The 26,027-nt window shown below is 72.8% G+C and carries 19 protein-coding genes; 13 read left to right on the top strand and 6 right to left on the bottom strand.

All coding sequences use genetic code 11. The features are described from left to right. Window positions 1-150: 150 nt before the first annotated feature. From ACW9TB_RS34045 to ACW9TB_RS34035, 3 genes are all read left to right on the top strand, one after another. Entirely contained in the window at window positions 151-2,889 is a 2,739-nt protein-coding gene (locus tag ACW9TB_RS34045) for a DUF5682 family protein (RefSeq protein ID WP_472752220.1), read from the top strand. Next, on the top strand, window positions 2,882-4,039 hold the full coding sequence (locus ACW9TB_RS34040) for a VWA domain-containing protein (RefSeq protein WP_472752219.1): 1,158 nt from the start codon (window positions 2,882-2,884) through the stop codon (window positions 4,037-4,039). The genes ACW9TB_RS34045 and ACW9TB_RS34040 overlap by 8 nt, the downstream gene beginning before the upstream one ends. A gap of 351 nt (window positions 4,040-4,390) precedes the next feature. Continuing rightward, complete coding sequence (locus tag ACW9TB_RS34035; RefSeq protein WP_472752218.1) at window positions 4,391-4,909, top strand: CGNR zinc finger domain-containing protein; 519 nt, start codon at window positions 4,391-4,393, stop codon at window positions 4,907-4,909. 46 nt (window positions 4,910-4,955) lie between these two features. Here the strand turns inward: ACW9TB_RS34035 and ACW9TB_RS34030 are convergent, their stop codons facing one another. From ACW9TB_RS34030 to ACW9TB_RS34020, 3 genes are all read right to left on the bottom strand, one after another. Continuing rightward, the gene (locus ACW9TB_RS34030) at window positions 4,956-5,396 is read right to left on the bottom strand and encodes an acyl-CoA thioesterase (protein WP_472752217.1); all 441 of its coding nucleotides are present in this window, start codon (window positions 5,394-5,396) and stop codon (window positions 4,956-4,958) included. A gap of 1 nt (window position 5,397) precedes the next feature. Continuing rightward, entirely contained in the window at window positions 5,398-6,027 is a 630-nt protein-coding gene (locus ACW9TB_RS34025) for a TetR/AcrR family transcriptional regulator (RefSeq protein WP_472752216.1), read from the bottom strand. Between the two features lie 135 nt (window positions 6,028-6,162). Beyond that, on the bottom strand, window positions 6,163-7,620 hold the full coding sequence (locus ACW9TB_RS34020) for a DHA2 family efflux MFS transporter permease subunit (protein WP_472752215.1): 1,458 nt from the start codon (window positions 7,618-7,620) through the stop codon (window positions 6,163-6,165). A 170-nt stretch (window positions 7,621-7,790) separates the two neighbouring features. Between ACW9TB_RS34020 and ACW9TB_RS34015 the strand changes: the two genes are divergently transcribed. From ACW9TB_RS34015 to ACW9TB_RS34005, 3 genes are all read left to right on the top strand, one after another. Continuing rightward, the gene (locus tag ACW9TB_RS34015; protein WP_472752214.1) at window positions 7,791-8,528 is read left to right on the top strand and encodes a TetR/AcrR family transcriptional regulator; all 738 of its coding nucleotides are present in this window, start codon (window positions 7,791-7,793) and stop codon (window positions 8,526-8,528) included. Window positions 8,529-8,577: 49 nt separating this feature from the next. After that, entirely contained in the window at window positions 8,578-10,071 is a 1,494-nt protein-coding gene (locus tag ACW9TB_RS34010) for an MFS transporter (RefSeq protein ID WP_472752213.1), read from the top strand. Between the two features lie 298 nt (window positions 10,072-10,369). Next, window positions 10,370-11,383, top strand: a complete 1,014-nt coding sequence (locus ACW9TB_RS34005) for an enolase C-terminal domain-like protein (protein WP_472752212.1) — start codon at window positions 10,370-10,372, stop codon at window positions 11,381-11,383. A gap of 99 nt (window positions 11,384-11,482) precedes the next feature. Here ACW9TB_RS34005 and ACW9TB_RS34000 read toward each other — a convergent pair whose 3' ends face one another. Together ACW9TB_RS34000 and ACW9TB_RS33995 are read right to left on the bottom strand one after the other, a co-directional pair. Beyond that, the gene (locus ACW9TB_RS34000; protein WP_472752211.1) at window positions 11,483-12,952 is read right to left on the bottom strand and encodes an LCP family protein; all 1,470 of its coding nucleotides are present in this window, start codon (window positions 12,950-12,952) and stop codon (window positions 11,483-11,485) included. Between the two features lie 261 nt (window positions 12,953-13,213). Then, window positions 13,214-14,326, bottom strand: a complete 1,113-nt coding sequence (locus ACW9TB_RS33995) for an ABC transporter substrate-binding protein (protein ID WP_472752210.1) — start codon at window positions 14,324-14,326, stop codon at window positions 13,214-13,216. A gap of 214 nt (window positions 14,327-14,540) precedes the next feature. Here ACW9TB_RS33995 and ACW9TB_RS33990 point away from each other — a divergent pair, with 214 nt between their 5' ends. The 5 genes from ACW9TB_RS33990 to ACW9TB_RS33970 all read left to right on the top strand — a co-directional run bounded on the left by ACW9TB_RS33990 (window position 14,541) and on the right by ACW9TB_RS33970 (window position 18,991). Next, a complete protein-coding gene (locus ACW9TB_RS33990; protein ID WP_472752209.1) occupies window positions 14,541-15,479 on the top strand; it encodes an alpha/beta hydrolase in 939 nt (312 codons plus the stop codon). A 100-nt stretch (window positions 15,480-15,579) separates the two neighbouring features. Next, on the top strand, window positions 15,580-16,200 hold the full coding sequence (locus tag ACW9TB_RS33985; protein ID WP_472752208.1) for an RNA polymerase sigma factor: 621 nt from the start codon (window positions 15,580-15,582) through the stop codon (window positions 16,198-16,200). Further along, window positions 16,193-17,248 (top strand): CU044_5270 family protein, encoded by a 1,056-nt coding sequence (locus ACW9TB_RS33980; protein WP_472752207.1) that lies wholly within the window; start codon window positions 16,193-16,195, stop codon window positions 17,246-17,248. Before ACW9TB_RS33985 ends, ACW9TB_RS33980 begins: the two co-directional genes overlap by 8 nt. Continuing rightward, window positions 17,245-18,162, top strand: coding sequence for a hypothetical protein (locus ACW9TB_RS33975; protein WP_472752206.1), 918 nt, complete (start codon window positions 17,245-17,247; stop codon window positions 18,160-18,162). The genes ACW9TB_RS33980 and ACW9TB_RS33975 overlap by 4 nt, the downstream gene beginning before the upstream one ends. 79 nt (window positions 18,163-18,241) lie before the next feature. Further along, a complete protein-coding gene (locus ACW9TB_RS33970) occupies window positions 18,242-18,991 on the top strand; it encodes a S8 family serine peptidase (protein ID WP_472752205.1) in 750 nt (249 codons plus the stop codon). 85 nt (window positions 18,992-19,076) lie between these two features. Here ACW9TB_RS33970 and ACW9TB_RS33965 read toward each other — a convergent pair whose 3' ends face one another. Further along, a complete protein-coding gene (locus ACW9TB_RS33965; protein ID WP_472752204.1) occupies window positions 19,077-20,564 on the bottom strand; it encodes an alpha/beta hydrolase family protein in 1,488 nt (495 codons plus the stop codon). A gap of 171 nt (window positions 20,565-20,735) precedes the next feature. Here ACW9TB_RS33965 and ACW9TB_RS33960 point away from each other — a divergent pair, with 171 nt between their 5' ends. Both ACW9TB_RS33960 and ACW9TB_RS33955 read left to right on the top strand, forming a co-directional pair. Continuing rightward, window positions 20,736-21,863, top strand: coding sequence for an exonuclease SbcCD subunit D (locus ACW9TB_RS33960; protein ID WP_472752203.1), 1,128 nt, complete (start codon window positions 20,736-20,738; stop codon window positions 21,861-21,863). Beyond that, entirely contained in the window at window positions 21,864-25,997 is a 4,134-nt protein-coding gene (locus ACW9TB_RS33955; protein ID WP_472752202.1) for an AAA family ATPase, read from the top strand. Window positions 25,998-26,027: the final 30 nt, after the last annotated feature.

The raw sequence follows: 26,027 nt of genomic DNA, 5'->3' as shown, positions 1-26,027 counted from the left end.
CGTGTTTCCGGTTTCCGCACTTCCGGTCCCCGTGTTCCGGGTTTCCTCGCTTTCGGGCCCGGTTCTTCCGGTCTCCGGGGTTTCGGTGTCCGCGTCGGCGGTGCCGCCGGTGCCTTCGGTCGCGGTTCCCCGGCTCGGCGGGGGGCGCCGATGAGCGTCTCCGTGCTGGGGATCCGGCATCACGGCCCGGGGTCGGCGCGATCCCTGCGTGACGAGCTCGAACGCCTCAAGCCGGACGTCGTGCTCGTCGAGGGCCCGCCCGAGGCGGACGAGCTGGTCAAGCTGGCCCATGACCCCGATCTCCAGCCGCCGGTCGCGTTGCTCGCCCACGTGCCGGGTGAGCCGTCCACGGCCGCGTTCTGGCCGTTCGCGGTGTTCTCGCCCGAGTGGCAGGCGATCCGCCACGCCGTCGCGGCGGGTATCCCGGTCCGCTTCTGCGACCTTCCGGCCGCGCACAGCCTCGCCTCCCGTCCCGGCGCGGCCGGTCACACCGGGCCGGAAGAGACCGGCGACGCCGAACCCGCGGAATCCCGGGAGGGGGAGGGGCCGGAGGGCGCCGGGGCACGAGGACCCGACGCGAACGCCCCCGGCTCCCGGGCCGAAGCGGCCGACGACGGCGACACGGACGACGGCACGGACGGCGAGGACGGCGATAAGGACGAGAGCGAAGATGGGGACGACGCCGCCTCGGAAATCGTACGGATCGATCCGATCGGGGCCCTCGCCCGCGCCGCCGGGTACGACGACCCGGAGCGGTGGTGGGAGGACGCGGTCGAGCACCGAGGTGACACCCCGTTCCACATGATCGCCGAGGCCATGGGGGCCGTCCGCGAGGGGCACGTCGCCGACGAGTACGAGGCGCGGCGCGAGGCCTTCATGCGGCGGACGATCCGCAGGGCGGTCAGGGACGGCTTCGAGCGGATCGCCGTGGTCTGCGGGGCCTGGCACGTCCCCGCCCTGGCGGGCACGTCGCGCGAGGGCGCGTCCTGGGGAGCCGGGCTGCCCACCGCGAAGGCCGACGACGCGCTGCTCAGGGGACTGCCCAAGGTCAAGGCCGAGATGACCTGGGTGCCGTGGACGTACGGGCGGCTGGCCGCCTGGAGTGGGTACGGCGCGGGGGTGACCTCGCCTGGCTGGTACGACCACCTGTTCTCCGCCCCCGACCGGCCGGTCGAGCGGTGGCTGACCGGCGCGGCCGGGGTGCTCCGCGAGGAGGACCTGCCGGTCTCCTCCGCGCACGTCATCGAGGCGGTACGGCTCGCGGAGAGCCTGGCGGTGCTCAGGGGACGGCCGCTGGCCGGGCTGGCGGAGGTCACCGAGGCGGTCAGGGCGGTGCTGTGCGAGGGCGACGACCTGCCGGTCGAGCTGATCCAGCGGCGCATGGTCGTGGGGGAGCGGCTCGGGCAGGTGCCCGACACCACCCCGATGGTCCCTCTCCAGCGCCACCTGCGCGAGGAACAGCGGCGGGTGAAGCTCAAGCCCGAGGCGCTCGACCGGGAGTACGACCTCGACCTGCGCAAACCGCTCGACCTGGAGCGCAGCAGGCTGCTGCACCGGTTGCGCCTGCTCGGCGTCGGCTGGGGCACCCCCCAGGAGAGCCGGGGCAAGGGCACCTTCCGCGAGTCGTGGTCGCTCGCCTGGCGGCCCGAGTTCGACATCGACCTGATCGAGGCGGGCGCCTGGGGCACGACCGTCCCGTCGGCGGCCGCCGCCCGGGTCCGTGACCTCGCCGACGGGGGAGGGGCGCCCGGCCCGGCCTCCCGGAGCGGTACGTCCGGCGGTGCGCCCGGCCCCGGGGCGTCCGGTCCCGGAGGTGGCGGTCCGGGGACGTCCGGTCCGGGAGGTGGCGGGCGGGGCGGGCCCGGTGGCATGTCCGGTGGCGGCGCGTCCGGTGGGGTCACGCTGGCCGGGCTCACCGGCCTGGTGGAGCGCTGCCTGCTCGCCGACCTGCCGGAGGCGCTGCCGCACGTGCTCGACGCCCTGTCGGCGCGGGCCGCGCTCGACAACGACGTCACGCATCTGATGGCCGCGCTCCCGGCGATGGTCCGCGCCCAGCGCTACGGCGACGTGCGCGGTACCCCCGCCACCGGTCTGGCCGTCATCGTCGAGGCCATGCTCACCAGGATCTGCGTCGGCCTCGGCGGGGCCGTCACCGGTCTCGACGACGACGCCGCCCGCGACCTGATCCGCCACATCGACGCCGTCCACGCCGCCGTCGCCCTGCTCGACACCGGACCCGCCCGCCCGGAGAGCTCAGGGGGTTCCGGGGGAGGGAGCGCGTCTGGAGGGGCGGGTGCGGACGGCCCGCGGATCCCGGTGGGTTCGGACGGCTTTCAGGGCCCGGTGGGTGCGGCGGGTTCCGGGGAGGAGGCGCCGCGGGGGCGGTGGCTGGTGGCGCTGCGCGGGGCCTCCGGCCGCGCCGACCTGCACGGGCTCATCGAGGGACGGCTCACCAGGATCCTGCTGGACGCCGCCGACCTCGACACGGCCGAGGTCGGGCTGCGGATGTCGCGGGCGATGTCGGCGGGACACCCACCGGCCAGGGCCGCCGCCTGGATCGAGGGGTTCCTGTCGGGGGGCGGGCTGCTGCTCGTACACGACCCCCGGCTGCTCGGACTGGTCGACGAGTGGCTCACCGGGCTCGCCCCGGAGGCCTTCGTCGACGTGCTGCCCCTGCTCCGCAGGACGTTCGGCGCCTTCGCCGCCCCGGAGCGGCGTTCGATCGGCTCGCGCGTCCGCTCCCTGGGCGCGGCCACCGGCGACCCGGCGCCGGACGCGGAGCACTTCGACGAGGAACGCGCGGCGGCGGCCGTACGGACCGTGCTGGCGATTCTGGGGCCGGTTCCGGCACCGGCGATTTCGGGAAGGACGGGCAGCGCCGATGGATGAGAGACTCCGCCGCTGGCGGATGGTCCTGGGCGGCGACGCGGACGGCACCGGATGCTCGCTCACCGGGACCGACGCCCAGATGGACGGCGCGCTGGCCGCGCTGTACAACGGCGGCGGCGGTGAGGGTTCCGCCGAACGGAGCGGGGGTCTGGGTGCCTCCGCGCCCAGGGTGGCGCGCTGGCTGGGCGACATCCGCTCCTATTTCCCCTCGACCGTCGTCCAGGTCATGCAGAAGGACGCCGTCGAGCGGCTGAACCTGACCCGGCTGCTGATGGAGCCGGAGATGCTGGACGCGGTCGAGCCGGACGTCCACATGGTCGGCACGATCCTGTCGCTCAACCGGGTGATGCCCGAGAAGGCGCGCGAGTCGGCCAGGGCACTGGTCCGCAAGGTCGTCTCCGAGCTGGAGCGGAAACTCGTACAAAAGACGAAGGCGGCCGTGACCGGTGCCCTGGACCGTTCGGCCAGGACCCACCGGCCCAAGCGGGTCGCCGACATCGACTGGAACCGTACGATCCGGGCCAACCTGAAGAACTACCTGCCCGAGCGCAACACGGTGATCCCGTCCAGGCTGGTCGGGTACGGCAGGCGGCAGCGGGCGGTCCAGCGCGAGGTCGTGCTCTGCATCGACCAGAGCGGGTCGATGGCCGCCTCCGTCGTCTACTCAAGCGTCTTCGGCGCGGTGCTCGCCTCGATGAGCTCGCTGAGGACCTCGCTGGTCGTCTTCGACACGGCGGTCGTCGACCTCACCGACCAGCTCCACGACCCGGTGGAGCTGCTGTTCGGCACCCAGCTCGGCGGTGGCACCGACATCAACCGGGCCATCGCCTACGGCCAGGGGCTCATCACCCGGCCCAACGACTCGATCTTCATCCTGATCAGCGACCTCTACGAGGGTGGCGTACGGGAGGAGATGCTCCGCAGGGTCGCCCAGATGGTCGCGGCCGGTGTCCAGGTGATCGTGCTGCTCGCGCTCTCGGACGAGGGCGCGCCCTTCTACGACCACGACAACGCCGCGGCGCTCGCGGCCATGGGGGTGCCCGCCTTCGCCTGTACTCCCGACGCCTTCCCCGACCTGATGGCCGCGGCGATCGAGCGCCGTGACATCGGCCAGTGGGCCGAGCGGCGGCTGGAGCGCACCGCCACCTGATCCCGTCCCGGCGAGGGTGGAGGGCCACGGGGGCCCACCCTCGCCGGGGCGCCAGGTCGTCCGGGGGGTCATCGTTCATCCGGGGCCGGAGCCGACCGCTTCTGGTCAAGTCCGCGCGTATCGGTGTGGAGGCCGGGCGGTGTCATCGCTCATCCGAGGCCGGAGCCGACCACCTCTCCGGCCAGGACGACCAGCCATCGGCCGCACGCGCACCGCGAGTAGCGGACCACCCCCTCCGAGCTGTAGTGGGCGGACGACGGAACGGCCGCGGGCCGTTCGCACGAGGGACATACCGGATGCTGTCCGGCTGGAGTCTCACCGATCATGCCTACAGCGTGATGTCATTGTTCAATGCACTTCAACCCTTACGGAGGGATGGCCGCCGAGCTCGCCGCCGCCCTGGTGAACGCGGACCCCTGCGCGTCGCCCGCGGTGATCACGGAGATCCTGCGGGCCCACGACTACCGGCCCTTCAAGTCTCTGGGGGCCGGTGAGGCGGCCGAGCTGCTGCGCTGGGCCGCCCGGCTCCGCCCGATCTTCACCGGCGCGGACCTGGACCGGCGGGTGGAGGTGATCAACGAGCTGCTGGCCGTCACCGTCAGCCAGCCCTACGTCTCCCGTCATGACGGTCGTGCCCCCCACCTGCACTTCGCCCGCGAACAGGCCCCCGTCGCCGACCGCCTCAAGGCGTACACCGCCACCGGGCTCGCCCATGTGATCTGCCAGGATCACACCCGGCTGGGGGTGTGCGACCGCCCCGGTTGCGGTGTGGTCTACGTCGACACCTCCCGCAACGGCAGGCGGCGGTTCTGCGCCATCCGCTGCGCCAACCGGGTGTACGTCGCCGGTCACCGGAGCCGTCACGCGTAGTCGTCGTGTGTGTCGGTCACGGCCGGGGCGGACCCGCGGCGCCCGCTCAGGGCGTGGCGGCCAGCAGCTGTCTGAGGGAGTCGCGCAGGGGCTCGCTCAACGGGCTCGGCCGGAGCGTGGCCGGATCGAGCCTGACCTGGACCCGGCGGCCCTCGGCGTGCACGACGGTGTGGTCGGCCGACAGCACGCGGAAGCCGTACACCACGCTGGTGGTGCCGATGTGGTCCAGCCAGAAGTGCACCGCGGCCTCGCCCACGACGCTGATCGGCAGGTGGTACGTGATGGAGAACTCGCGTACCACGAAGAAGATCTCGGCGAAGTGCGGCAGGGCGGGGTCGAAGGGCCAGCCCCGCTCGGACCAGTAACCGGACAGGGCCCGTTCGAGAAGCAGGACGTATCTGGCGTTGTGGACGACGCCCATCGCGTCGAGGTCGTCGAAGTGGATCTGGACGGGCTGGATGTGCCCGCTCCGCAGGGGGGTCGTCACGTCATGCCTCCGGGAGGACACCAGGGTCGGTCGAGAGGGAGCGGAGCCGTTCGAGGACGGCCGTACGGGCGAACCAGTGGCTGTTCTCGCGTTTGAGCAGGTGGGTGTGGACGACCACGACCGAGCCGAACGCCTCGATCTCGAAGGCGAGCTGGGCGGGGTCGGTGCCGGGCCGCAGGTCGCCCAGCTCGATGGCCTGGCCGCTGAACCGGGTCAGCAGATTCATCCAGTCACCGATGGCACCGGCGACGGCGTCGTGGACCGGGCCGGGACGGTCGTCGAGCTCGCCGCCGACGGCGCCGAAGAAGCAGCCGCCGGGCAGCTGCCCCGAGCGGTAGAAGTCGAGGCGGCGCTCGTGCAGGGCCCACAACCTGCGCACCCCTCGGGGGGCGCGCAGGGCGGGCTCGACGATGTAATCGGTCCACTGCCGCCGGGCGTGCTCCACGATCGCCAGTTGAAGCGCTTGCTTGTCAGGCCAATGAGTGAAAAGTCCGGACTTGCTCACGCCGAGTGTCGCGGTCAGCCGGGCGAGCGACAGGCCGTCGAGCCCCTCGACCGAGGCGAGCCGGACGGCGGCGTCGAGCACCGCCCGGCGAGTGCGCTCCCCGCGCTGGAGCCGTCCGTCGATCATGTCTGGAGACTCTAGCAAACAATATGAACGATCGGTCGTTAATATTTCTTACCCGTGATCCGGTTCGTCTCGTGTGACCTGGTCTTCCGTACGGGCCGGGGCGGACCCCCGTGGGCCGCCCGTTCGCCGGGGGTGTCAGTGCGCGGCCTCCTGCTCGGCCCGCGCCCGCCGGGGGAGCAGGAAGGCGGTCGCGAAGGTGACCGCGAGCAGGCCCACCTCGACCCAGATCGTCAGCAGCATCGCGTCCTCAAGGCTCCGGCCGTGCTTGACCAGGCCGAAGAAGAGCGTCCCGATCGCCGCCGTACCCAGGGCGCCGCCGAGCTGCTGGACGGCGGTGAGGGTGCCGGAGGCCGAGCCGGACTCGTGGGGGTCCACCCCGGCCAGCACGATGTCGAAGAAGGGGGCCATGACCAGGCTCATCCCCGCGCCGGTGAGCAGCAGGGCGGGGGCGAGCTGCCAGGGGGTGACGCCCATGCCCGCGATGTTCAGGGTGAGGGCGATCCCCGTGACGCCCCCGGCCATCGCGACCACGCCGATGTGGATCAGTCTGCGGCCCACCTTCCTGGCCAGTCCCGAGGCGTTGACGAGGATGAAGCCGATCAGGGCGCCGATGGCGTTCGGCAGGCCCGCGAGGCCCGCCTTCAGGGGGTCGTAGCCCAGGGCGATCTGGGTGTAGAGCCCGAACACCAGGGAGAAACCGATCATCCCGGAGAAGAAGACGAGGCCGGTGAGCAGGCCGCCGGTGAAGGAGCGCTTGCGGAACAGGCTCATCACCACCAGCGGATCGCCGCCCGCGCGCTCCTTGCGGGACTGGTGCAGGCAGAAGAGCGCGAAGACCGGGATCGAGGCGGCCATCAGGGCGAAGGTCCACCCGGGCCAGTCGAGGTCGCGGCCCTGGACCAGAGGGAAGATCAGCAGGAAGGAGGCGGCCGAGATGAGCCCGGTGCCGGTCAGGTCCAGGCGTGAGGCGTGCGAGGTCTTCGACGCGGGCAGGTAGCGGAGCGCGCCGAGGAGGGCGGCCAGGCCGATCGGCAGGTTGATCAGGAAGATCATGCGCCACCCGATGCCGAAGAAGTCGCTGTCGACGAGCCAGCCCGCCAGGACGGGGCCCGCCACCGTGGCGAGTCCCATGACCGGGCCGAACGCGCCGAACGCGGCGGCCATCTCCCTGGGCGGGAAGACCTCCTTGATGATGCCGAGGCCCTGCGGCACCATCACCGCACCGGCCAGGCCCTGCAGCACCCGGGCGCCGATCAGCATCTCGGGGGAGGTGGCCAGGCCGCACAGCAGCGAGAACAGGGTGAAGCCGAAGGCGCCGACCAGGAACATGCGCTTGCGCCCGTAGAGGTCGCCGAGGCGGCCCCCGGTGACGAGGCCGACGGCCATCGCCAGGGTGTATCCGGCGCTGAGCCACTGGATCATGCTCGACGAGCCGCCCAGCTCCTTCTGGATGGACGGCGCCGCGACGATCGTGATCATGGCGTCCATCAGGTCCATCACCTCGGCGGCGAGGACCACGAAGAGGGCGGCCCAGCGCCACCGGTACGGCTCCGGGCCGGTGTGCGCGGGGCCGGTCTCGACCGTGTGTGTCACGGGGGACTCCGATCGGGGGTTCGACGTTCGAAGAACGGTGTTCGTCCTTCGCGAACACTGTTTTATATACGAACAATGTTTGCATCAAGTACGTTGTTCGTAAAGACGAACAGTGTTCGCAGAAAGTACAGTGTTCGCGACCGTGATCCGGTGCGGTATAGGATCGGCGCGTGACCGAGATCCCCGTCCCGCCGTGGCGCAAGACCCGCAAGGTGAGCGCTCCGCGAACCGTCCTGAGCAGGGATCTCATCGTCGCCACCGGGCTGCGTCTCATCGACGCCGAGGGGCTGGACGCGCTGAGCATGCGCCGCGTCGCCCAGGAGCTCGGCACCGGCCCCGCCTCGCTCTACGCCCACGTGGCGAACAAGGAGGAGCTGCTCGACCTGATGTACGACGAGGTCGTCAGCGAGATCCACATACCCGAGCCGGAGCCGGAGCGCTGGCTGGAGCAGATCAGGGAGCTGGTCCTCGACGCCTTCCGGGTGTTCAGCGCCCACGCCGACATCGCCAGAGTCGGCCTGGCCGGAATCCCGACCGGGCCCAACGCGCTGCGGGTGGCCGAGGGGCAGCTGGCCATCATGCTCGCGGGCGGTGTGCCGCCCAGGGCCGCCGCCCTGATGATCGACCGCCTCGGTCTGTACGTCTGCTCGGACGCCTACGAGGGCTCGCTCTACGCCAACCGGCAGCGCGGCAGCGGCAAGGACCTGGCGAGCTTCCTGAATGAATTCTTCGGTCAGATCGCCACGTTCTACCGCAGCCTGCCCGTCGACCGGTTCCCCAACATCGTCGCCCAGGTCGACACCTTGATGGCCGCCAACGGCACCGAGCGGTTCGAGTTCGGGCTCGACCTGCTCCTGCGGGGCCTGGCCTCCCACGTCCAGGACGCCGGTCCTACGACCAAGGGCTGATCCGGAGGCCCGATGCGGGTCGCCGCGCGCCCGCCGTACCGTCGATCCCATGACTACCGTGACGATCGAGAAGCCTCCCGCCGGGATATTCGCCCGGAGTCACCGTGCCCTGACGGTCGGGATGGTGGCCCTCATCTCCCTGGCCGCCTTCGAGTACCTCGCGGTGGCCACCGCGATGCCGGTCGTGGCCGACGAGCTGGACGGTCACGCGCTGTACGGGCTGGCGTTCAGCGGGGCGCTGGCGGCCGGGGTGATCGCGACGGTGCTGGGCGGCTGGTGGGGCGACCTCAGGGGGCCGGTCGCGCCGCTCTGGACCGGGGTGGCGATCTTCGGCGTCGGGCTGGTCGTCGCCGGGGTGGCGCCGACGATGGACGTGTTCATCGCGGGCCGGTTCGTCCAGGGCTTCGGCGCGGGCATCCTTCAGGTCTCGATGTACGTGCTGGTCTCGCGGTCCTACCCGGCGGAGCTCCATCCCCGGGTGTTCTCGATCTTCGCGACCGCATGGGTGGTGCCCTCCATGGTGGGACCCGCGATCACCGGCGTCGTGGTGGAGAGCGCGGGCTGGCGCTGGGTCTTCATCGGGGTGACGGCGATCCTCCTCCCGGCGGCGCTGCTGCTCTGGCGCGGGCTCGCCTCCGCGCCGACGACGAAGCCCGACAGGACGGAAAAGCCGGGCGCGGTGCCGGGTGCGGGCGCGGTTTCGGTGGTGGAGGCGGGGTCGCGGGGAGGCGCGGGGTCGGTGATGGGGCCGGGGGCGACGGCGGAGCGGCCGTTCGGTGTCCGTTCCTCGATCGCGCGCCGACTGGGCTGGGCGCTGCTCGTCGCGGCCGGAGCGGCGCTCATGCAGTACGGCGCGTCGGCGCTCACGCAGTCCGGCACCGGGGCGTCCGGCACCGGGTTCGTCCTGCTCGCCGCCGGTCTGGCCATGCTGGTCGCGGCGCTGCCCCGGCTGCTCCCGCCGGGAACCCTGCGCGCGGCCCGCGGCCTGCCCTCGGTGATCTCCCTGCGGGGGATCGCGGCGGGCGCGGCCATCGGCGGCGAGGCGTTCCTGCCGCTGATGCTCAACGAGGAACGCGGCCTGTCGCTGACCATGGCCGGGCTCACCCTGACCGGTGGCGCGCTGAGCTGGTCGTTCGGTTCCTGGGTGGTGGGCCGCAGACGGTTCGACCGGGTCCTGGTGCTGCGTTCCGGCTCGGTGCTGATCGCCGTGGGCCTCGCGCTGATGGGCCTGACCGTCTTCGCCGTCGTCCCGGTCGCCACCGCCTTCCTTGGCGAGATGGCCCTGGGGCTCGGCATGGGCATCGTGTACCCGACGCTGTCGGTGCTCATCCTGGAGCTGTCGCCTCCGGGTGAGGAGGGGGAGAACAGTGCGTCGCTCGGTGTCGCCGAGTCGGTCTACACGGTCGTCGCGGTAGCGGTCACGGGGGTGCTCCTGGCGGCCCTGGGGGCCTCCGTCGCCGTCTACGTCCTCTGCTTCGGGCTGACGGCGCTGATGGCGGCAACCGGAGCCCTGGTCGCCGGACGCGTCCTGCCCAGGATGTGAGCTTTCCTCGTCTCTCCAAGAACCTCCGGGACCTCCAGAGCTTCCAGAACCTTCGGGCCGGGGGCGCCAGGAGTGCCGAGGCCCCGGGGGCGCCGGGGCCTCAGGCCGAATTACCCCTCCGTGCCGGAGGCATTCACGGGCCACCGTGGCACCATGGGAAGAACGCCGTTCTTCGCGGTGTTGAGGGGGGAGTCCCGCCTTCGGGCGGGATTCGCGTTTCCAGGGCCCGGGTTCTCCGAGCCGGGAAAGTCGTCGGAGCCCGGGGTTTCCCGAGGCTCGGAGAGATCGAGGGGGGTCCATGCCGCGCGTCCGTGAGCTTGAGGTGTTCCGGCTGGTCCTGCCGTACGGCAGACGGCCGGAGAGCATCCTCGTCCGGCTCACCGACTACGGCGGCATGACCGGGTGGGGCGAGGTCGTCGACGCCGACCCCAAGACCTGGGTCGCGCTGGAGGAGGGACTCGCGCAGGCGCTGATCGGCGTCGACTGGGAGCATCCCGACGAGCTGGGCCCCGTCCCCGGAGGGTCCGCCGCCGACATGGCCTGCTGGGACCTGTGGACGAAGATGCGCGGGGTGCCGCTGGCCCACGCGCTCGGCGGCACCCGCACCTCCCTCATGGCCACCGTCAGGATCGGCGCCGACCGCAATCTGGAGAGCCTGGTCGCGCGGGTGAACCGGCACGTCTGCGCCGGGTACGCCCACGTCACCCTGGACGTCCACCCCGGCTGGGACATCGAGCCGCTGCGCGCCGTCCGCCAGGCGTACCCCGCGCTGGGCATCGGCGTGGACGCCCTCGGCGCCTACACCGACGTCGACGCCCTGGAGGCGCTGGACGCCTACACGCTCTCCGTCATCGAACGCCCCTTCACCGGCCTCGCGAGTCTCGGCGACCACGCCGACCTGCAGGAGCGCGTCGCCGCCCCGGTGCTGCTCGAGGTCTCCTCGGCCGCCGAGCTGGAGGAGGCCGTCACCGCGAGGGCGGGCCGGGCGCTGCTGCTCCGTCCCGCGGCCCTGGGCTCCCTGCGCGAGGTACGGCGGGTGCACGACCGCGCGGTACGCGCCGGTTGGGAGATCGCCTGCGCCGGGGGCAAGGGCACCGGGCTGGCCCGCGCGGCCACCGTCGCCGCGGCCAGCCTGCCCGGCTGCGGCCTGCCCTGCGACGTGGCCGAGCCGCCGCGCAGCGCGCAGATCGTCGACCCGCCGGTCGGCGCCTCGGGCGGCGTGGTGGCCGTGCCGCTCACCCAGGCGGGCCTCGGCCACCGCATCGACGAGGACCGGGTCCGCCGCCTGGCCAAGGAGTCGTACTCGGTCTAGCGGACCGCGATCTCCCGGTCGGCGAGGTCGATCCACGGTCGCCTCGGACGGGGCTGCCGGTTGTGCGCGGCGCCGGGCAGACGCGGTGGCTGCCCGGGGTCAGCCGCAGCCGTCCGTGATGCCCTTGGGAGCGTCGGGATCCGCCGTCCGGGGGCTCGCGGTGGCCTTCGAGGTCGCCTTGGGGGTGGCCTTCGGCGTGGCGGTGGCGGTGGGGGCCGCGGTGGCGGTGAGGGGGCGCCGGGTGACGGCCGAGGAGCGCAGGGCCTTGGCGGTGACCGTGCGGATCTTGCTCCAGTCGGGGTAACCGGTGTTGATCAGCGGCGGGACGAACTGGACGCTGGTCACCTTCGCGTTCTTGACCTTCAGCGCCAGCGGGACCAGGTGCTCCAGCATCGGGCGCGGGATGTCGGTCCGCAGCAGTTCCTTGGTGGCCAGCGCGACCTTGTTGAACCGGGACAGCACGGTCGCCGGGTCCGACTGGGAGAGCAGGGCGCCCAGCACGCAGCGCTGGCGTCCCATCCGGGTGTAGTCGTCGCTGTTGGTGCGCGAGCGGGCGAACCACATCGCGTCGGCGCCGCGCAGCTTGCGGGTCCCGGCCTTGACCAGGCCCTCGTTGTACTTGCCGAAGACCACGTCCTGGGGAACCGTCAGCATCACGCCCCCGATCGCGTCGATCAGCCGGGCGAAGCCCCACATGTTGACCAGGGCGTACCAGTCGATCTTCAGGCCCAGCGTGTAGCCGACCGTGTCGATGAGCGTCTTGGTGCCCTGGTTCTTGCGGCCCCCGAAGATCTCCGGGTGCGAGTCGGCGTACTCCCAGACCGCGAAGAGCAGGTCCTCACGCGAGCCGTCGGCGTTGGCCGGGAGCCGGAAGCCGCTGGGGAAGCGTTTCGCCATGGGGGAGCCGGGGACGAAACGGACGTTCTCCAGGTTGCGCGGCAGGCTGAGCAGCACGGTGTTGCCGGACTTGACGTCCACGCTGGCCACGTTGATGCTGTCGGTCCGCACGCCCACCCGGTGGGTGTCGGCGTCGCCGCCGAGCAGCAGGATGTTCACCCGGTTGCGGCCCGCCCACGGATCCTCCTCGCCGCCGTCCTTGCCCCCGCCGCTCACGGGACGCGGTGTGGACGGGGCGCTGAAGACGTCGTCCAGCGCCGACTGCGAGACCGCCGCGTACTGCCCGACCAGGCCGAACGGCAGGAGTACGGCCACCGCGAGCGTTCCCGCCACGCCTCCGGCGAGCGCCTGTCCCCTGCTGGGCAGCGTGCCGGGGTTCATCACCACGAACGAGTGCACGATCAGCACGAACCAGGCGACGCCGAGCGCCAGGGAGGCCACCGTGACGACGGTCAGCCAGGAGGAGGCGACCAGCTGCCCGGCGAGTTCGGCGAGGTCGGAGGTGAGCGCGACCCAGAGCAGGGCCAGCAGCAGCGCCGTGTACACGCACAGGATCGCCAGGCCCGTCCTGCGCCATCCGGCGCGCAGGTGCGCGGCGCCCGGGGCGATGGCGGCCAGTGCCGTCCAGCCGATGACCGCGCCGACGCCGGGCGGCTTTGATCTGTCCCGCAACTGCTCCCCGTTTCCTCGCGCTTGACCGCCGCAGGGAGATGGTAGGCGGGCGAAACCAGGTCGCGGGCGACAAGTTGGTGAACAACTCGGGAAGCTAATGTGCCTACATCGCATCATTTCTACTGCAATAGGTCTTGACCACGGCTTTCCCGGAGCTCGAAGCCGACGTGACCGTGACCGGCACCGGTTCGTCCTCCGGCCTGATCGCCGGGCCGGTGCGGGTGGGCGGCGTGGAGGTCAAGTCCGGGCAGGTCCGTGCTCTCAGCCGACGTGCAGGATCCGAAGGCGATCGGGTCGCGCCGGATCTCGGTCAACGACCTGGACCGGCGGCCAGGCCCACTGCCAGACGCCGATGCCCGGCGTGCGGGAGAACCGGATCTGCCCGCGGGTGCCTTCGACCGCGACGCGCGGCCAGGATCCGGCGGTCCGCGCCCGGTCCGCGCCGTGAGAACGCAGCACCTCGGCGAGGACGGCGATCGTGTCGTAGCCCTCGAAGGCGACGAAGGAGGGCGCTTCGGCCAGCCGTTCGCGGAGGGCCGTCTCGACGCGTGCGCCGAGTGGGCCGAGGCGTTCGGGCAGGTAGCGCAGGAACGGGATCGCGGCGCCGTCGTCGCCCAGCGACGTCGCCCATCCGGCGAACTCCGGTTGCCCTGCCGGAGCACCGATCATGATCCCGGCGAGGCGCTGGTCGCGGCGGACGGACCTGACGATCGACACCGCCGGTTCCGGGTGGCCGACCAGAAGGAGGAGGGCTGTCGCGCGGTCGCTGGCGAGTTCGTCGCACACGGCCGCGGGGGTGAGCGCGCGCGTGTCGAGTTCGGTGACGGTGCCGCCGCGTGGAGCGAGGTGGTCCCGCAGCACGCGGGCCCCGGACGCCCAGTAGACACTCGGCTCGGTTGCCACGGCGATGCGGCTGTGGCCCGCGCCGAGGAGGAAGTCCGCGTAGATCCGCCAGCCGTGGGACTGCGCCGGGGCGAGGCGCGCGACCCGTTCCGTCGGCTGTTCGGTGAGCGCGTCGAGAACCGCCGACGAGCAGAGGAACGGCAGGCCGAGGGCGTCGGCCCTGGTGGCGGCGGCGCGGGCGACGACGCTGTGATACTCCCCCGCCAGGGCGGCCACGCCCAGGCGAGCCAGTTCGTCCACGGCCGCCTCGGCCCTTCGCGGATCGGCCGCGGTGTCCCGGACCACGAGCCCGAGTGGTCTTCCCGCGATCCCCCCGGCGTCGTTGACCTCGCGAACGGCCAGTTCGAGCCCGGCGAGCAGGTGTCGGCCCGCCTCGACCCAGCCGGGCCGGGTCAGCGGGACGAGAGCGCCGATCTGGACGGATGATCCGTCGGTCCGCTCCGCTTCAGGTGACGATGGTGGCGTGTTCATGTGATGGCATCTCCCATATGACGATTCGGGGGCGGTTTGTCCGGATCGCCGAGTGGCAAGGCTCGATGGTACGCGTTCGTCTCGTCTCACCGTGGCGAGGTCCGCGTCGGCCGCGCCCCCGCCGCCCGGCTCTCCTCGGCGAGGTCCCGATACGGCGGGCCCTCCGGGAGGCCCCGATGCGACCGGACAATTCATACGAACTACCCTGACCGTTATGCCCGACGTTCTCGGCCCCGACTACGAGCTCACGGTCCTGCCGATGGCCGATGACGACGAGGGCGCGGTGGTGGCCTCGCTGGTGCGGCGGCGGGCCGCCGAGCCCGCCCGCGGGGCCGTGCTCTACGTGCACGGCTTCACCGACTACTTCTTCCAGACCCACCTGGCCGACCACTTCGTCGCCAGGGGCTTCGACTTCTACGGTCTCGACCTGCGCAAGTACGGCCGCTCGCTGCTGCCGCACCAGACCCGCGGGTTCGTGCGCAGCGTCACCGAGTACTTCCCGGAGATCGACGAGGCGGTACGGATCATCCGTGAGCGGGACGGGCACGACCACGTCGTCCTCAACGCCCACTCCACCGGCGGCCTGATCGCCCCGCTCTGGGCCGACCGGGTCCGTGGCCGGGGGCTGGTCCAGGCGCTGGTGCTCAACAGCCCCTTCCTCGACCTCAACGTCCCCGCCCCCGTACGGGCCGCCGCCGACCTGCTGCGCGGCCCGCTGTCCCTGCTGCCCGTCCGCGCCGTGCTGCCCATGGTGGCCGCCACCGCGTACGGCGCGAGCCTGCACCGCAGTCACCACGGCGAGTGGGACTTCGACCTGGAGTGGAAGCCCATCGGCGGGTTCGCGGTGCACGCGGCCTGGCTGGGGGCGATCCGCCGGGCGCAGCGCAGGCTGCACGACGGCCTCCGGGTGGACGTGCCGGTGCTGGTGCTCTGCGCGGAGAAGGGCCTGCGGCTGCGCGCCTTCATGCCCGAGGCCCGGGAGGCGGACGTCGTGCTCGACCCCCGGCGGATCGCCCGCTGGTCGACCAGTATCGGCTCGCACGTGACGTGCGTCCGGGTGCCGGGCGGCATCCACGACCTGGTGCTGTCCCCCGAGCCGGTCCGCGAGCGCGTTTTCGCCGAGATGGACCGCTGGCTCGACGGCCGCCTCTAGACCGGTCCGTCCCCAACGAACCGGTCCCTGACGGTGCCGGGTGCCCCGGCGGTGGGAAACGGCCGTGAAAGCAGAACGCCCCATCGGTTGAGTAGAGGGCGTGACTGCCAACGTGACTGGTCTGTTCGGCCACGCCGATCCGCCGGGGGAGATCAGCGACGCGGCCCTGCTTGAGCTGTCGCGCCGCAGGCCCGAACGGTTCGGTGAGATCTACGACCGGTACTTCCGCGAGATCCACGGCTACCTGGGCAGGCGGCTCGACCGGCAGGTCGCCGACGACCTCGCCGCCGAGGTGTTCCTCACGGCGTTCAGGAAGCGCGAGCGGTTCGATCCCGAACGCGGCGAGGTGCGCCCCTGGCTGTACGGCATCGCCACCAACCTGATCGGGCTGCACCGCCGTACCGAGAACCGGAGGCTCGCGGCGCTGCGGCGCAGCGCGGCGGCGCAGCCCAGCGCGGAACACGGTCACGAGGAGCGGGTGGCGACCCGCGTCGACGCCGTGAACGCCCAGGAGCGGCTCGCGGGGGAGCTGCTGGCCCTGTCCGACGGCGACCGGGACGTGCTGATGCTGAGCGCGCTGGGCGAGCTGAGCCATGAAGAGGTCTCCAAGGCACTCGGCATCCCGTACGGCACCGTCGGATCCCGGTTGTCGCGGGTGCGCAAGAAGCTCCGTGCCGCCCTGGGCGGCGTCAATCCCCTGCATGGAGGTTCCAATGGATGACTACCAGGCGGTGCGGGAGCTGTTGTCCGTGCCGCCGTTGTCGCCCGGGGTGGAGCGGGCCGGACGCGAGCGGCTGGGCGCCGCGTTCGCCCGGGAACGGGCACGGTCGCGCCGCAGGCTGGCCGGGTGGAGCGCGCTGGGGCTCGGGCTGGCGGGCGCGGCGGCGGCGGCCCTGGTCGTCACCTCCGCGGCCCCCCCGAACCCGCCCGCCACGCGGGACGTGGTCGCCGCGCAGGACGGCAAGCGGTTCCTGCTGGCCGCCGCCACCTCGATGGCCTCCGTACCCGACGACGGCACGTGGTGGGGAACCACGCTGATCAGGGGCGAGCAGTTCCGCGCCCCCGGCGGTGGCTACACGCTGCGCCAGACCAGGTCGGAGGAGAGCTGGATCCCCGCGGACCCCGAGGCGAGCACCTGGTACCGCTGGACGTATCTGGGAGCCAGGCCCGTGACCTCCCGGGACGAGGAGACCTGGCGCGCGGAGGGGGCACCGGCGTCGTGGACCTACGAGGGCCCCCCTCCGGGGATGCTGTCGCTCTACGAGCCGCCGGGCGTCGTACGGGTGGCGCCGGGGAAACCGAACACGTTCTCCAGCGAGGACTGGGACTTCCGCGTCGTGATGGCGGGCAGGCCGCTGACCAAGCTGGACGAGCTGCCCGGCACCCCCGAGGGCCTGCGGGGGCTCCTCAAGGGCTCCGACGACCGGTCGACCGTCGACAACGTCGTCCGCCTGCTCTTCTTCGCGCCGGTGACGAGCGAGACCAGGGCCGCCGCCTACCGGCTGCTGGCCTCGACGCCCGAGGCCGTCGCCGCCGGACAGGTCACCGACGCGCTGGGCCGCACCGGGCAGGCGATCGAGTACCGGTCCGGTGAGTTCCCCGTGAAGCCGCACACCGGTGAGACGCGGACGCGGCTGGTGTTCGACCCGGGGAGCGGAACGCCCCTTTCCCTGGAGACCCGCTCCGTGGCGGACGGCGTGCTCCTGGAGTTCATCGCCGTCCAGGAAAGCCACTGGGCCGACGACAACCCACTGAAGGAGAAGAAATGAGATACCCGGTAACCGTACTCGCGGGACTGCTCCTCACCGGCCTGCTCGCGGCCCCCGCCGGGGCCGTCACGCCACCCCAGGGCGACTACTGGCGCATCGAGGTGGTCGAGACCAGGGATCATCCGCGTCCGGTCGGCAGCGGTTACACCCTGACGGAGCGGTCGGCCAGCGCCGAATGGCGGACGCCGAAGGGCGAGATGTGGAGCGCCTACCGCGAGCTGGGCGCCCGGCCCAAGAGCGAGAAGGACAGGGCGGCCTGGAAGGCCGACGGGTCGCCGACCTCGTGGACCTATCGCACGGAGGGCATGAAGATCTCCCTGTCCACCGAGCCCGCCAAGGGGTCCGTGGGGCGGTCGCCGAACTGGCCCGGCGGCTTCCAGTTGGGCGGCGAGCATCGGTTCGTCACGTACCAGCAGCTCCAGTCGCTGCCCGCCGATCCCGCTGCGCTGCGGGCGTACGCCCTCAAGGACGTGAGGGCCTGGATCGACTCGGCCGTCGAGGAGGCCAAGACCACCTCTCCGAATTCCACGATCGACGACTGGCTGGTCAACCTGGATCGGTACGTGGCCGAGTACATGACCCGGCTGTTCTACGAGAACCCGGTGCCGCTCAAGGTCAGGTCCGCCGCCTACCAGGTGCTGAGGACCACCAAGGGCGTCAAGGACCTCGGCACGGTCAAGGACCCGCTGAACCGCTCCGGCCACGGATTCGCCCTGCCGACCCTCCGGCAGAAAGCGCAGAAAGCCCCGAAGGGTCAGAAGGACTGGAAGCTCGACGAGCGGTTCGTCGTGGACACCACCACGATGACGCTGCTGGCCCACTACGTCGAATCCACCCATCCCGGCAAGAGCCGGGTCGACACCTACAAGGTCGGCTGGACGAACGACAAGCCCGCCATTCCGGCCGCCGGTTGACCCCGTACCTCGCACATCACCCCGGCAGCGCGCTCCCGGCGACGGAGAAGCCTCGCCGGACCACCTACGGAAGGAAAACGTGAGAACCAGAGGAAACCCAGGACGCGACGGGATGGCCGTACGGGCGCCGAGAAAGGAGCGCGTCCGGTTCTGGAACGAGGCGGTGGGCGACGCCCGCGCCCGCTCCGGCGGCGTGAGGAAGATATGGCTGGACGGCCTGCGCAAGCCGTCGCTGGACACCAGCGTCGCGCAGATCGGCGCGCCCGCGGCCTGGGAGAACGGCCACACCGGCAGCGGCGTGAAGGTCGCGGTGCTGGACACCGGCGTCGACGCCACCCACCCCGACCTGGCCGACCGGATGGGCGCGCAGGCGAACTTCACCGCCGAGCCCGGCACCGGCGACCCCGTCGGGCACGGCACCCACGTGGCCTCCACCATCGCCGGCAGCGGCGCCGCCTCCGGGGGAAAGTACAGGGGCGTGGCCCCCGGAGCCGAGATCCTCAACGGCAGGGTCTGCGGGGAGGTCTGGTGTGAGGAGTCGGCGATCCTGGCGGGCATGCAGTGGGCCGGTGAGCAGGGCGCCAAGGTGGCGAACATGAGCCTGGGCGGCCCGGACGCCCCCGGGACCGACCCGCTGGAACTGGCGGTGGCCACGGTCACCGAACGCTACGGCACGCTCTTCGAGGTCTTCTACGACGACGGCGCCACCTGGAGCAGGGCGAAGGTCCACAAGGGTGAGGCGTCCCTGCGGGCCACGTCCACCGACACCTCGGGCAACACCGTCGAGCAGACCGTGATCCGCGCCTACCGGATCGCCCCGGCGAACTGACCGGAGGCACACCCCGCGCGGCCCGGCCGGAAGACCTTTCCGGCCGGGCCGTTCTCCGTGACGGTGCGTCCTTCGGCCCGGAGCACTACCAGGGGAACGAGAACAGGCCGTAGTAGGCCGCGGCCACCAGCAGCAGGCCGGTGCTGCCCAGCACCCCGGCGATCGCGAAGCTCTGCGGGCGCGAGGGCTGCCACCCCTCGCGCAGCCCCGACACCACGGCCGCCACGCCCGTGACCTCCTGCAGCAGCATCAGCAGCGCCAGGATCCTGATGACCAGCCACCCGGCGAGCACCGCGGGCCACGCCCCGGCCTGGTTCACCGAGAACAGCACGAGCAGCGTGATGAACGCCACCACCGAGAGGAGCAGCCCGACCCCGGTCCACGCCATCCGGCGGAACCTCCGCCGGATCGGCGGCCAGACCAGGGCGTTGGCCTCCGCGGCCGCCGCCCGGCCCCGCAGCCGCGCGGCCATCTCCGCCACCGGCCCGACCACGTAACCGACCACGGCCAGGCAGAGCGTCAGGCCGATCACCGTACCCCCGGCGTACCAGGGGGCGGCGGGAACGTCGCTCGCCTCCAGGCGCTGGACCGGCGTGGCGCCCGCGATGTGCACCGAGGGCGTGGCCGTGCCCGGCAGGCCGATGACCCAGTTGGCCAGCGTCCGCAGGTAGTCGGGGACGAGGGGGCCGCCGTGGAAGCGCATGCCGTGGTCGGCGCGGTCGAGGTAGCGGATCGTGTAGTCGCCGTTGCGGCTCTCGGCGAGCGCGCCGGTCAGCGCCTTGCTGCTCTCCACGAACGGGATCGAGGGATCGCGCGTGCCGTACAGGGCCAGGACCGGCTGGCGCATCTCGCGCAGCGCGGGCAGGCCGTCGTAGCGCAGGAAGTCGGCGTCGAAGGCGCCGATCGCGCGGATGAGCAGCTCGCGCACCCCGCTGGGCGCGTACAGCCGCTGGAGCTGCTCGCCCAGCGCCCACGTCACCTGCCGCATGGGGGAGACGTTGGGTGCCGACACCAGCACGGTGAACCCGACGGCGCCGCTCTCGTTGGCGGCGAGGGGCACCACCCAGCTGCCCTCGCTCACCCCCCAGAGCCCCACCCTGGCCGGGTCGACGTCCTCGCGCGAGCGCAGCTCCCCCAGGACGCGCAGGGCGTCGCGGGCGAGGAGGCCGAAGTCGCGCTTGAGGAAGTCGTAGCCCACGGTCCGCTTGTCGTAGACGAGGGTGACGACCCCGGCCCTGGCCAGCCACTCGGCCTGGGTCGTGAACTCGCCCCTGACCCCGGGACCCGCCCCCTGCACGAAGACCAGCGCCGGGTGCCGCCCCGGGGCCACCGGCGCGCGGATCGTCGCCCCCAGCGGTACGCCGTCCTCGGCCGTGACGGTGATGTCCTGCGTGGTGATCTGCCGGTCCGAGGGGACGTACCGGAGCTCGGACGGTGGTTGGGGGGGAAGGGTCTGGAAGACCGGATCGACGTTCAGAGGGGTCGGGTCGAACGGCGGCGGCAGGGTGTAGCCCACCGTCGCCAGGACCACCAGGATCAGGCCGGAGGCGACGCTCAGGACACCACGGCCCACCTGGACACCGACGCGATCCCCGATGGTGACTCGCCTCCGTGATCGTCGTTGTTCCGGTATCGTTCCCTCCGATCTTCAAGCCTACTCACCGCCGGAAGCCCCGAACAGAGCGGGGATTCGCGTGACGTGAGTGGCCACATTTGTCGCTGAGTCCTGTTAGCTTCGTGCGACATGCGGGTGCTGCACACATCGGACTGGCACCTGGGCCGCTCGTTCCACCGGGAGAGTCTCCTGGCCGCCCAGGGTGTCTTCGTCGACCACCTGATCGAGACGGTCAGGTCGGAGCGGATCGACGTGGTCGCGGTCTCCGGTGACGTCTACGACCGGGCGCTGCCCTCGGTCGACGCGGTCGACCTGTGCAACCAGGCGCTGCGAAGGCTGGTCGACGCCCGCGTACGCACCGTGCTGATCAGCGGCAACCACGACTCGGCCCGACGCCTCGGTTTCGGCGCCGACCTCATCGACGCGGCGGGCGTCCACCTGCGCACCGACCCCGCGCGGGTCGGCGAGCCGGTCGTCGTCGGCGACGTCGCCTTCTACGGCATCCCCTACCTGGAGCCGGAGCTGGTACGCGTCCCCTGGGAGCTGCCCGAGCGCACCCACACCGCCGCGATCGAGCACGCCATGTCCCTGGTCCGCGCCGACCTCGGGCGGCGCGGGCCCCGGTCGGTGGTCCTCGCCCACGCGTTCGTGACCGGGGGGCGGGGCAGCGACAGCGAGCGCGACATCAGCGTGGGAGGCGTCGCGCACGTCCCGGTGCGCGCCTTCGACGGCGTCGACTACGTGGCGCTCGGCCACCTGCACGGCCGCCAGCGGATGAGCGAGACCGCCCGCTACTCCGGCTCCCCGATCGCCTACTCCTTCTCCGAGTCCGGCCAGACGAAGGGCTCCTGGGTGGTCGACATCGGTCCCGGCGGGTACGAGGGCGCCGAGTTCGTCGAGGCCCCGGTGCCCCGGCCGGTCAGCCGCCTCACCGGCCGCATCGACGACCTGCTGGCCGCGCCCGAGCACGCCCGCCACGAGGACCACTGGCTCCAGGTGACGCTCGTCGACCGGATCAGGCCCAAGGGCGCGATGGAGCGCCTCCGGTCCCGCTTCCCGCACACGCTCGCCCTGTCCTTCGAACCCGAGGGCGGGGTCCACGAGACCGTGACCCGCGCCAGGGCGGCCGGGCGCCCCGAGATCGACGTCGCCCTCGACTTCGTCCGCGAGGTGCGCGGCGAGGCCGCCGATCCCGACGAGACCCGGCTGCTGCGGGAGGCCGTGGAGTTCTCCCGCATGAAGGAGGCGAAGGCGTAGATGCGCCCGCACCGTCTGTGGATCACCGCGTTCGGCTCGTTCCCCGGTGAGGAGCAGGTCGATTTCGACGCCCTCGCCGAGGCGGGGCTGTTCTTGATCCACGGCCCCACCGGCGCGGGCAAGACCACCGTGCTCGACGCGCTCTGCTACGCCCTGTACGGCAGGGTGCCCGGCAGGCGCGACAGCGCCAAGAGCCTGCGCTGCGACCACGCGCCCCCGGGCCGGGGGCCCAGCGTGGCCCTGGAGGTCACCGTCAGGGGCCGCAGGCTGAAGATCACCCGGTCACCGGCCTGGCAGCGTCCCAAGCTCAGGGGCACCGGCACGACCAGGGAGAACGAGAAGGCCCTGCTCCAGGAGCTCGCGCCCTCCGGGGAGTGGGTGGGGCTGACGACCAGGGTCGACGAGGCCGGGGAGTTCATCGGCACGTTGCTCGGCATGAACGCCGAGCAGTTCCTCCAGGTCGCGATGCTGCCCCAGGGAGACTTCGCCAAGTTCCTGCGCGCCGACGGTGAGGATCGCCGCAGGGTCCTGGAGCGCCTGTTCTCGGTGAAGATCTACGCCACCGCCGAGTCCTGGCTCGCCGAGCAGCGCACCGAGGCGTACCGCGAGCAGCAGACCCTCCGCAAGGAGGTCGACTTCGCCGTCAAGCGCCTGGAGGAGGCCGCGGGTCCCGCCCTGCTGTCCGCACTGTCCGCGCCGACCGCGCTGACCGGGCCGACCGCGCCGATTGAGTCGACCGGGCCGACCGCGCCGACCGCGTCGACCGGGGCGGCTACAGCGGCCGATCTTCCTGGGCCCGGGGTCTCCGCGGAGGACGACCCGCAGGGGTGGGCGCGGGCGCTTGAGGACCTCGCGCGCCGGGAGGCCGCGCGGCTGGACGGAGAGGGAGCCGAGGGCGAGGCCGTCGTACGGCGGGCGCGCGAGAGCCTGGAGCGCGGCGCCGCGCTGGCCGACCGGCGACGGCGCCACGCCGAGGCGCTGACCAGGAGCCGGGCGCTGGAGGAGACGGCCGAAGAGCGGGCTGACCTGGAGACCATCCTGGAGGAGGCCGCGGCGGCCGACCGGGTGCTGCCGCTGATCCAGGGCGCCGAGCAGCGCGCCGAGGCCGCGTCCAAGGCCCACCACCTGGCCGCCGACGCCGTCGCCCGCGCCCTCCCCCTCCTCGGGGTCCCCCTCGACCGAGATCGCGGTCACGCCGTGCTCGGCCACCTGGAGGCGCTGGAGCGCGACCGGCAGAGCGAGATCACCCGCCTGGGCGAGCTGCGCGCGGAGGAGTCACGCCTGGCGGGAATCGTCCGGGAGCGGGAGCGGACCGCTCGCGAGATCGTCGAGCTGACCGCCGCGCAGGCGGAGGCCGACGCCCGCCTGGAGGTCCTCCCCGGTCTCCGCCGCGAGCTGGACGAACGTCTCACCGCCGCCCGCCTGGACGCCGCCCGCGTCCCCGCCGCCGAGTCGGCGCTGGAGGGCGCCGCGACCCGCCTCCGGGCGGCCGAGCAGCGCGACCGCCTCGCCGCCGACCTGTCCGCCGCCCGCGCCGACCTCGCCGCCAGGCTGGCCGCCCTTCCCCAGGAGGTTCGCGAGGTCCTTCCCTGGGGGACGCGCGACGACTTCCCGGCCGGGGCTCACGACGCTCCCGGAGCCGGTTTCCGCGACGGGCTTTCCGGCCGGGCCCACGACACGCCCGGAGCCGGTTTCCGCCACGACGACGCTCATGACGGCACCCGCGACGATGCCCATGACGGCGTCCGTGACAATGCCCGTGACGATGCTTATGACAGTGCCCATGACGGCGCCGGGGCCGACCGGGGTGTCGGTCTCGACGGGGCCCGCGAGGTCCTCGACCCCGGTGAGATCCGCGAGATTCTCTCCGCCAGGGAGAGGGAGTGCGGGCACGAGCTGGCCGGGCTGGAGGGGCTGCGGGTCGAGGAGGCCCGGCTGGCCGAGCTCGACGGGCTGATCTCCGCGCTCGACACCGAGCTCCCCGAGGTGGCCCGGCAGGAGGCCGAGGTTCGCGAGACCCTGGAGGTGCTGCCCGCCGCGTCGGCGGAGGCGTCCGCCAGGCTCGGCGAGGCCAGGGCCGCCGAGGCGGGGATCCCGGAGGCGCGGGCGAGCGCCGACACCGCCACCTCGGTGCTCGCCGCGGCACGGCGCCGCGAGATTCTCCGTGTCGAGCTGGAGTCCGCCCGCGCCGCGCAGACCGAGGCCACCGACTTCGCCCAGACGCTCCGCGACCGGCACCTGGACATCCGGCAGTCCAGGATCGACGGCATGGCCGCGGAGCTAGCCGCCAAGCTCACCCCCGGCCACCCCTGCGCGGTCTGCGGCTCACCCGACCACCCCGCTCCCGCCGCCCCGGCCGACCGGGCGCCCACCGCCGACGACGAGCGCGCCGCCCAGGGGGCCTACGAGGCGGCCACGGAACGACGTCAGGCCGCGGGAAACACCGTCACAGCCCTGGTCTCCCGTCTCGACGAGGCCCTCGCCCTCGCGGGAGACGTGGCCGGGGAGGAGGCGGGGGAGATCCTCGCCGAGGCGGGCCGGAGGCTGGCGGCGCTGACCTCAGCCGCGAGCGCCGGGGAGGCACTCGCCGCCGAGGTGGAGCGGATCGCCGCCGAGCTGGACGGCGCGAGGACCCGGGCCGCGGAGATCGCCCGTCGGCTCGCCGAGGGCCACGCCCGCCGTACGGGCTGGCAGGCCGAGCGCGAGCGTCTCACCGCCCGCCTGGACGGCGCCCGGGGCGCCGACCCCACGGTGCGGGCCCGCCGCGACCGGCTGACGCGGGAGGCCGCGCACCTGTCCTCCGCGCTCGCCGCCGCGACCCGCGCGATCGAGGTCGCCGCGGCCCACCGCGAGGCGAGCGACAGGACCGGCCTGACCGTACGGGACGCCGAGGGCGAGCTTGCCGAGACGGAGCGGGCGCTGGCCGCGCTCCGCGAGTCGGCGGGGGCGGAGCCGGTGCTGGCGGCCGAGGCCGGGCGGTTCGCCGCCGAGTCCGAGCGGCTCGGGGAGCGCTCGCGCGAGCTCGCCGTCGGGCTCGCCTCCCGCCGTACGAACGTCGAAAGGCTCGGCGCCGACGCCGAGCGGCTGGCCGGGCGCGTCGACGAGGCGCGGGGCCAGGACCCGACGCTGGCCGCCAGGCTGGAGCGGCTGGCCGACGAGGCGGAGCTGCTGCGGGAGGCCGTCGAGGCGGTCAGGGACGAGCGGGTCACCGCCGCCGAGCTTCTGACGGCCCGCGACCGGGCCCTGGGCGCCGTGGTCGAGGCGGGCTTCCTCGGGCTCGACGACGCCCGCGCGGCTGTCCGCTCTCCCTCGGAACGGGAGGAGAAGGCCACCCGGCTCCGCGAGCTCGCCCGGGAGAGCGCCGCGGTCGCCGCGGCGCTCGCCGACCCCGAGCTGGTCGCCGCCGCGGCCGAGCCGGAACCCGACCTCGTGGGGCTGCGCGACGCGCGGGACGCGGCCGACGCCGCGCACGCCCGCCTGCTGTCCGAGCTCGACCGGGGGGAGGCCCGGCTGGCCCGGCTGGCCGCGCTCCGCGTCGAGCTGGCCACCTGCCTGCGACGCTGGGAGCCCGCCGACGAGCGGCACCGCCTGACCGAACGGCTCGCCGCCCTGACCGGCGGAAACTCCACCGACAACCGGTGGAGGATGCGGCTGTCGTCCTTCGTGCTGGGTGAGCGTCTCAGCCAGGTGGTCGAGTCGGCCAACGAGCGGCTCGACCACATGTCGGGCGGGCGCTATCTCCTGGAGCACAACCGCGACCGCTCCGCCGGAGACCGGAGCAGGTCCGGCGGCGGGCTCGGCCTGCACGTCCTGGACAGCTGGACCGGCGTGGGCCGCGACCCGGCGACCCTCTCCGGCGGCGAGAGCTTCATCACCTCGCTCGCCCTCGCCCTCGGCCTGGCCGACGTGGTCAGCGCCGAGGCCGGGGGAGTGGACCTCGGCACGCTCTTCGTCGACGAGGGCTTCGGCACCCTGGACGAGGACACCCTCGACGGGGTGCTCGACATCCTCGACGGCCTGCGCGACGGCGGCCGGGCGGTCGGCATCGTCAGCCACGTCGCCGAGCTGCGCACCCGGGTGCCCGCGCAACTGCACATCCGCAAGGAACGCAAGGGCTCGACCATCCGCCAGTGACCCGCCCGCACACCGGCCCCGGACCATGAC

Source organism: Streptosporangium sp. H13245 (genome assembly GCF_055690525.1).
Note: the sequence above shows the minus strand (reverse complement) of the source record. Positions and strands in the feature narration are given on the sequence as shown.

Coding starts and splice junctions, on each gene's coding strand:
- ACW9TB_RS34045 (WP_472752220.1), top strand. CDS start 151: ATGAGCGTCTCCGTGCTGGGGATCCGGCATCACGGCCCGGGGTCGGCG.
- ACW9TB_RS34040 (WP_472752219.1), top strand. CDS start 2,882: ATGGATGAGAGACTCCGCCGCTGGCGGATGGTCCTGGGCGGCGACGCG.
- ACW9TB_RS34035 (WP_472752218.1), top strand. CDS start 4,391: ATGCACTTCAACCCTTACGGAGGGATGGCCGCCGAGCTCGCCGCCGCC.
- ACW9TB_RS34025 (WP_472752216.1), bottom strand. CDS start 6,027: ATGATCGACGGACGGCTCCAGCGCGGGGAGCGCACTCGCCGGGCGGTG.
- ACW9TB_RS34010 (WP_472752213.1), top strand. CDS start 8,578: ATGACTACCGTGACGATCGAGAAGCCTCCCGCCGGGATATTCGCCCGG.
- ACW9TB_RS34005 (WP_472752212.1), top strand. CDS start 10,370: ATGCCGCGCGTCCGTGAGCTTGAGGTGTTCCGGCTGGTCCTGCCGTAC.
- ACW9TB_RS33995 (WP_472752210.1), bottom strand. CDS start 14,326: ATGAACACGCCACCATCGTCACCTGAAGCGGAGCGGACCGACGGATCA.
- ACW9TB_RS33990 (WP_472752209.1), top strand. CDS start 14,541: ATGCCCGACGTTCTCGGCCCCGACTACGAGCTCACGGTCCTGCCGATG.
- ACW9TB_RS33980 (WP_472752207.1), top strand. CDS start 16,193: ATGGATGACTACCAGGCGGTGCGGGAGCTGTTGTCCGTGCCGCCGTTG.
- ACW9TB_RS33975 (WP_472752206.1), top strand. CDS start 17,245: ATGAGATACCCGGTAACCGTACTCGCGGGACTGCTCCTCACCGGCCTG.
- ACW9TB_RS33960 (WP_472752203.1), top strand. CDS start 20,736: ATGCGGGTGCTGCACACATCGGACTGGCACCTGGGCCGCTCGTTCCAC.
- ACW9TB_RS33955 (WP_472752202.1), top strand. CDS start 21,864: ATGCGCCCGCACCGTCTGTGGATCACCGCGTTCGGCTCGTTCCCCGGT.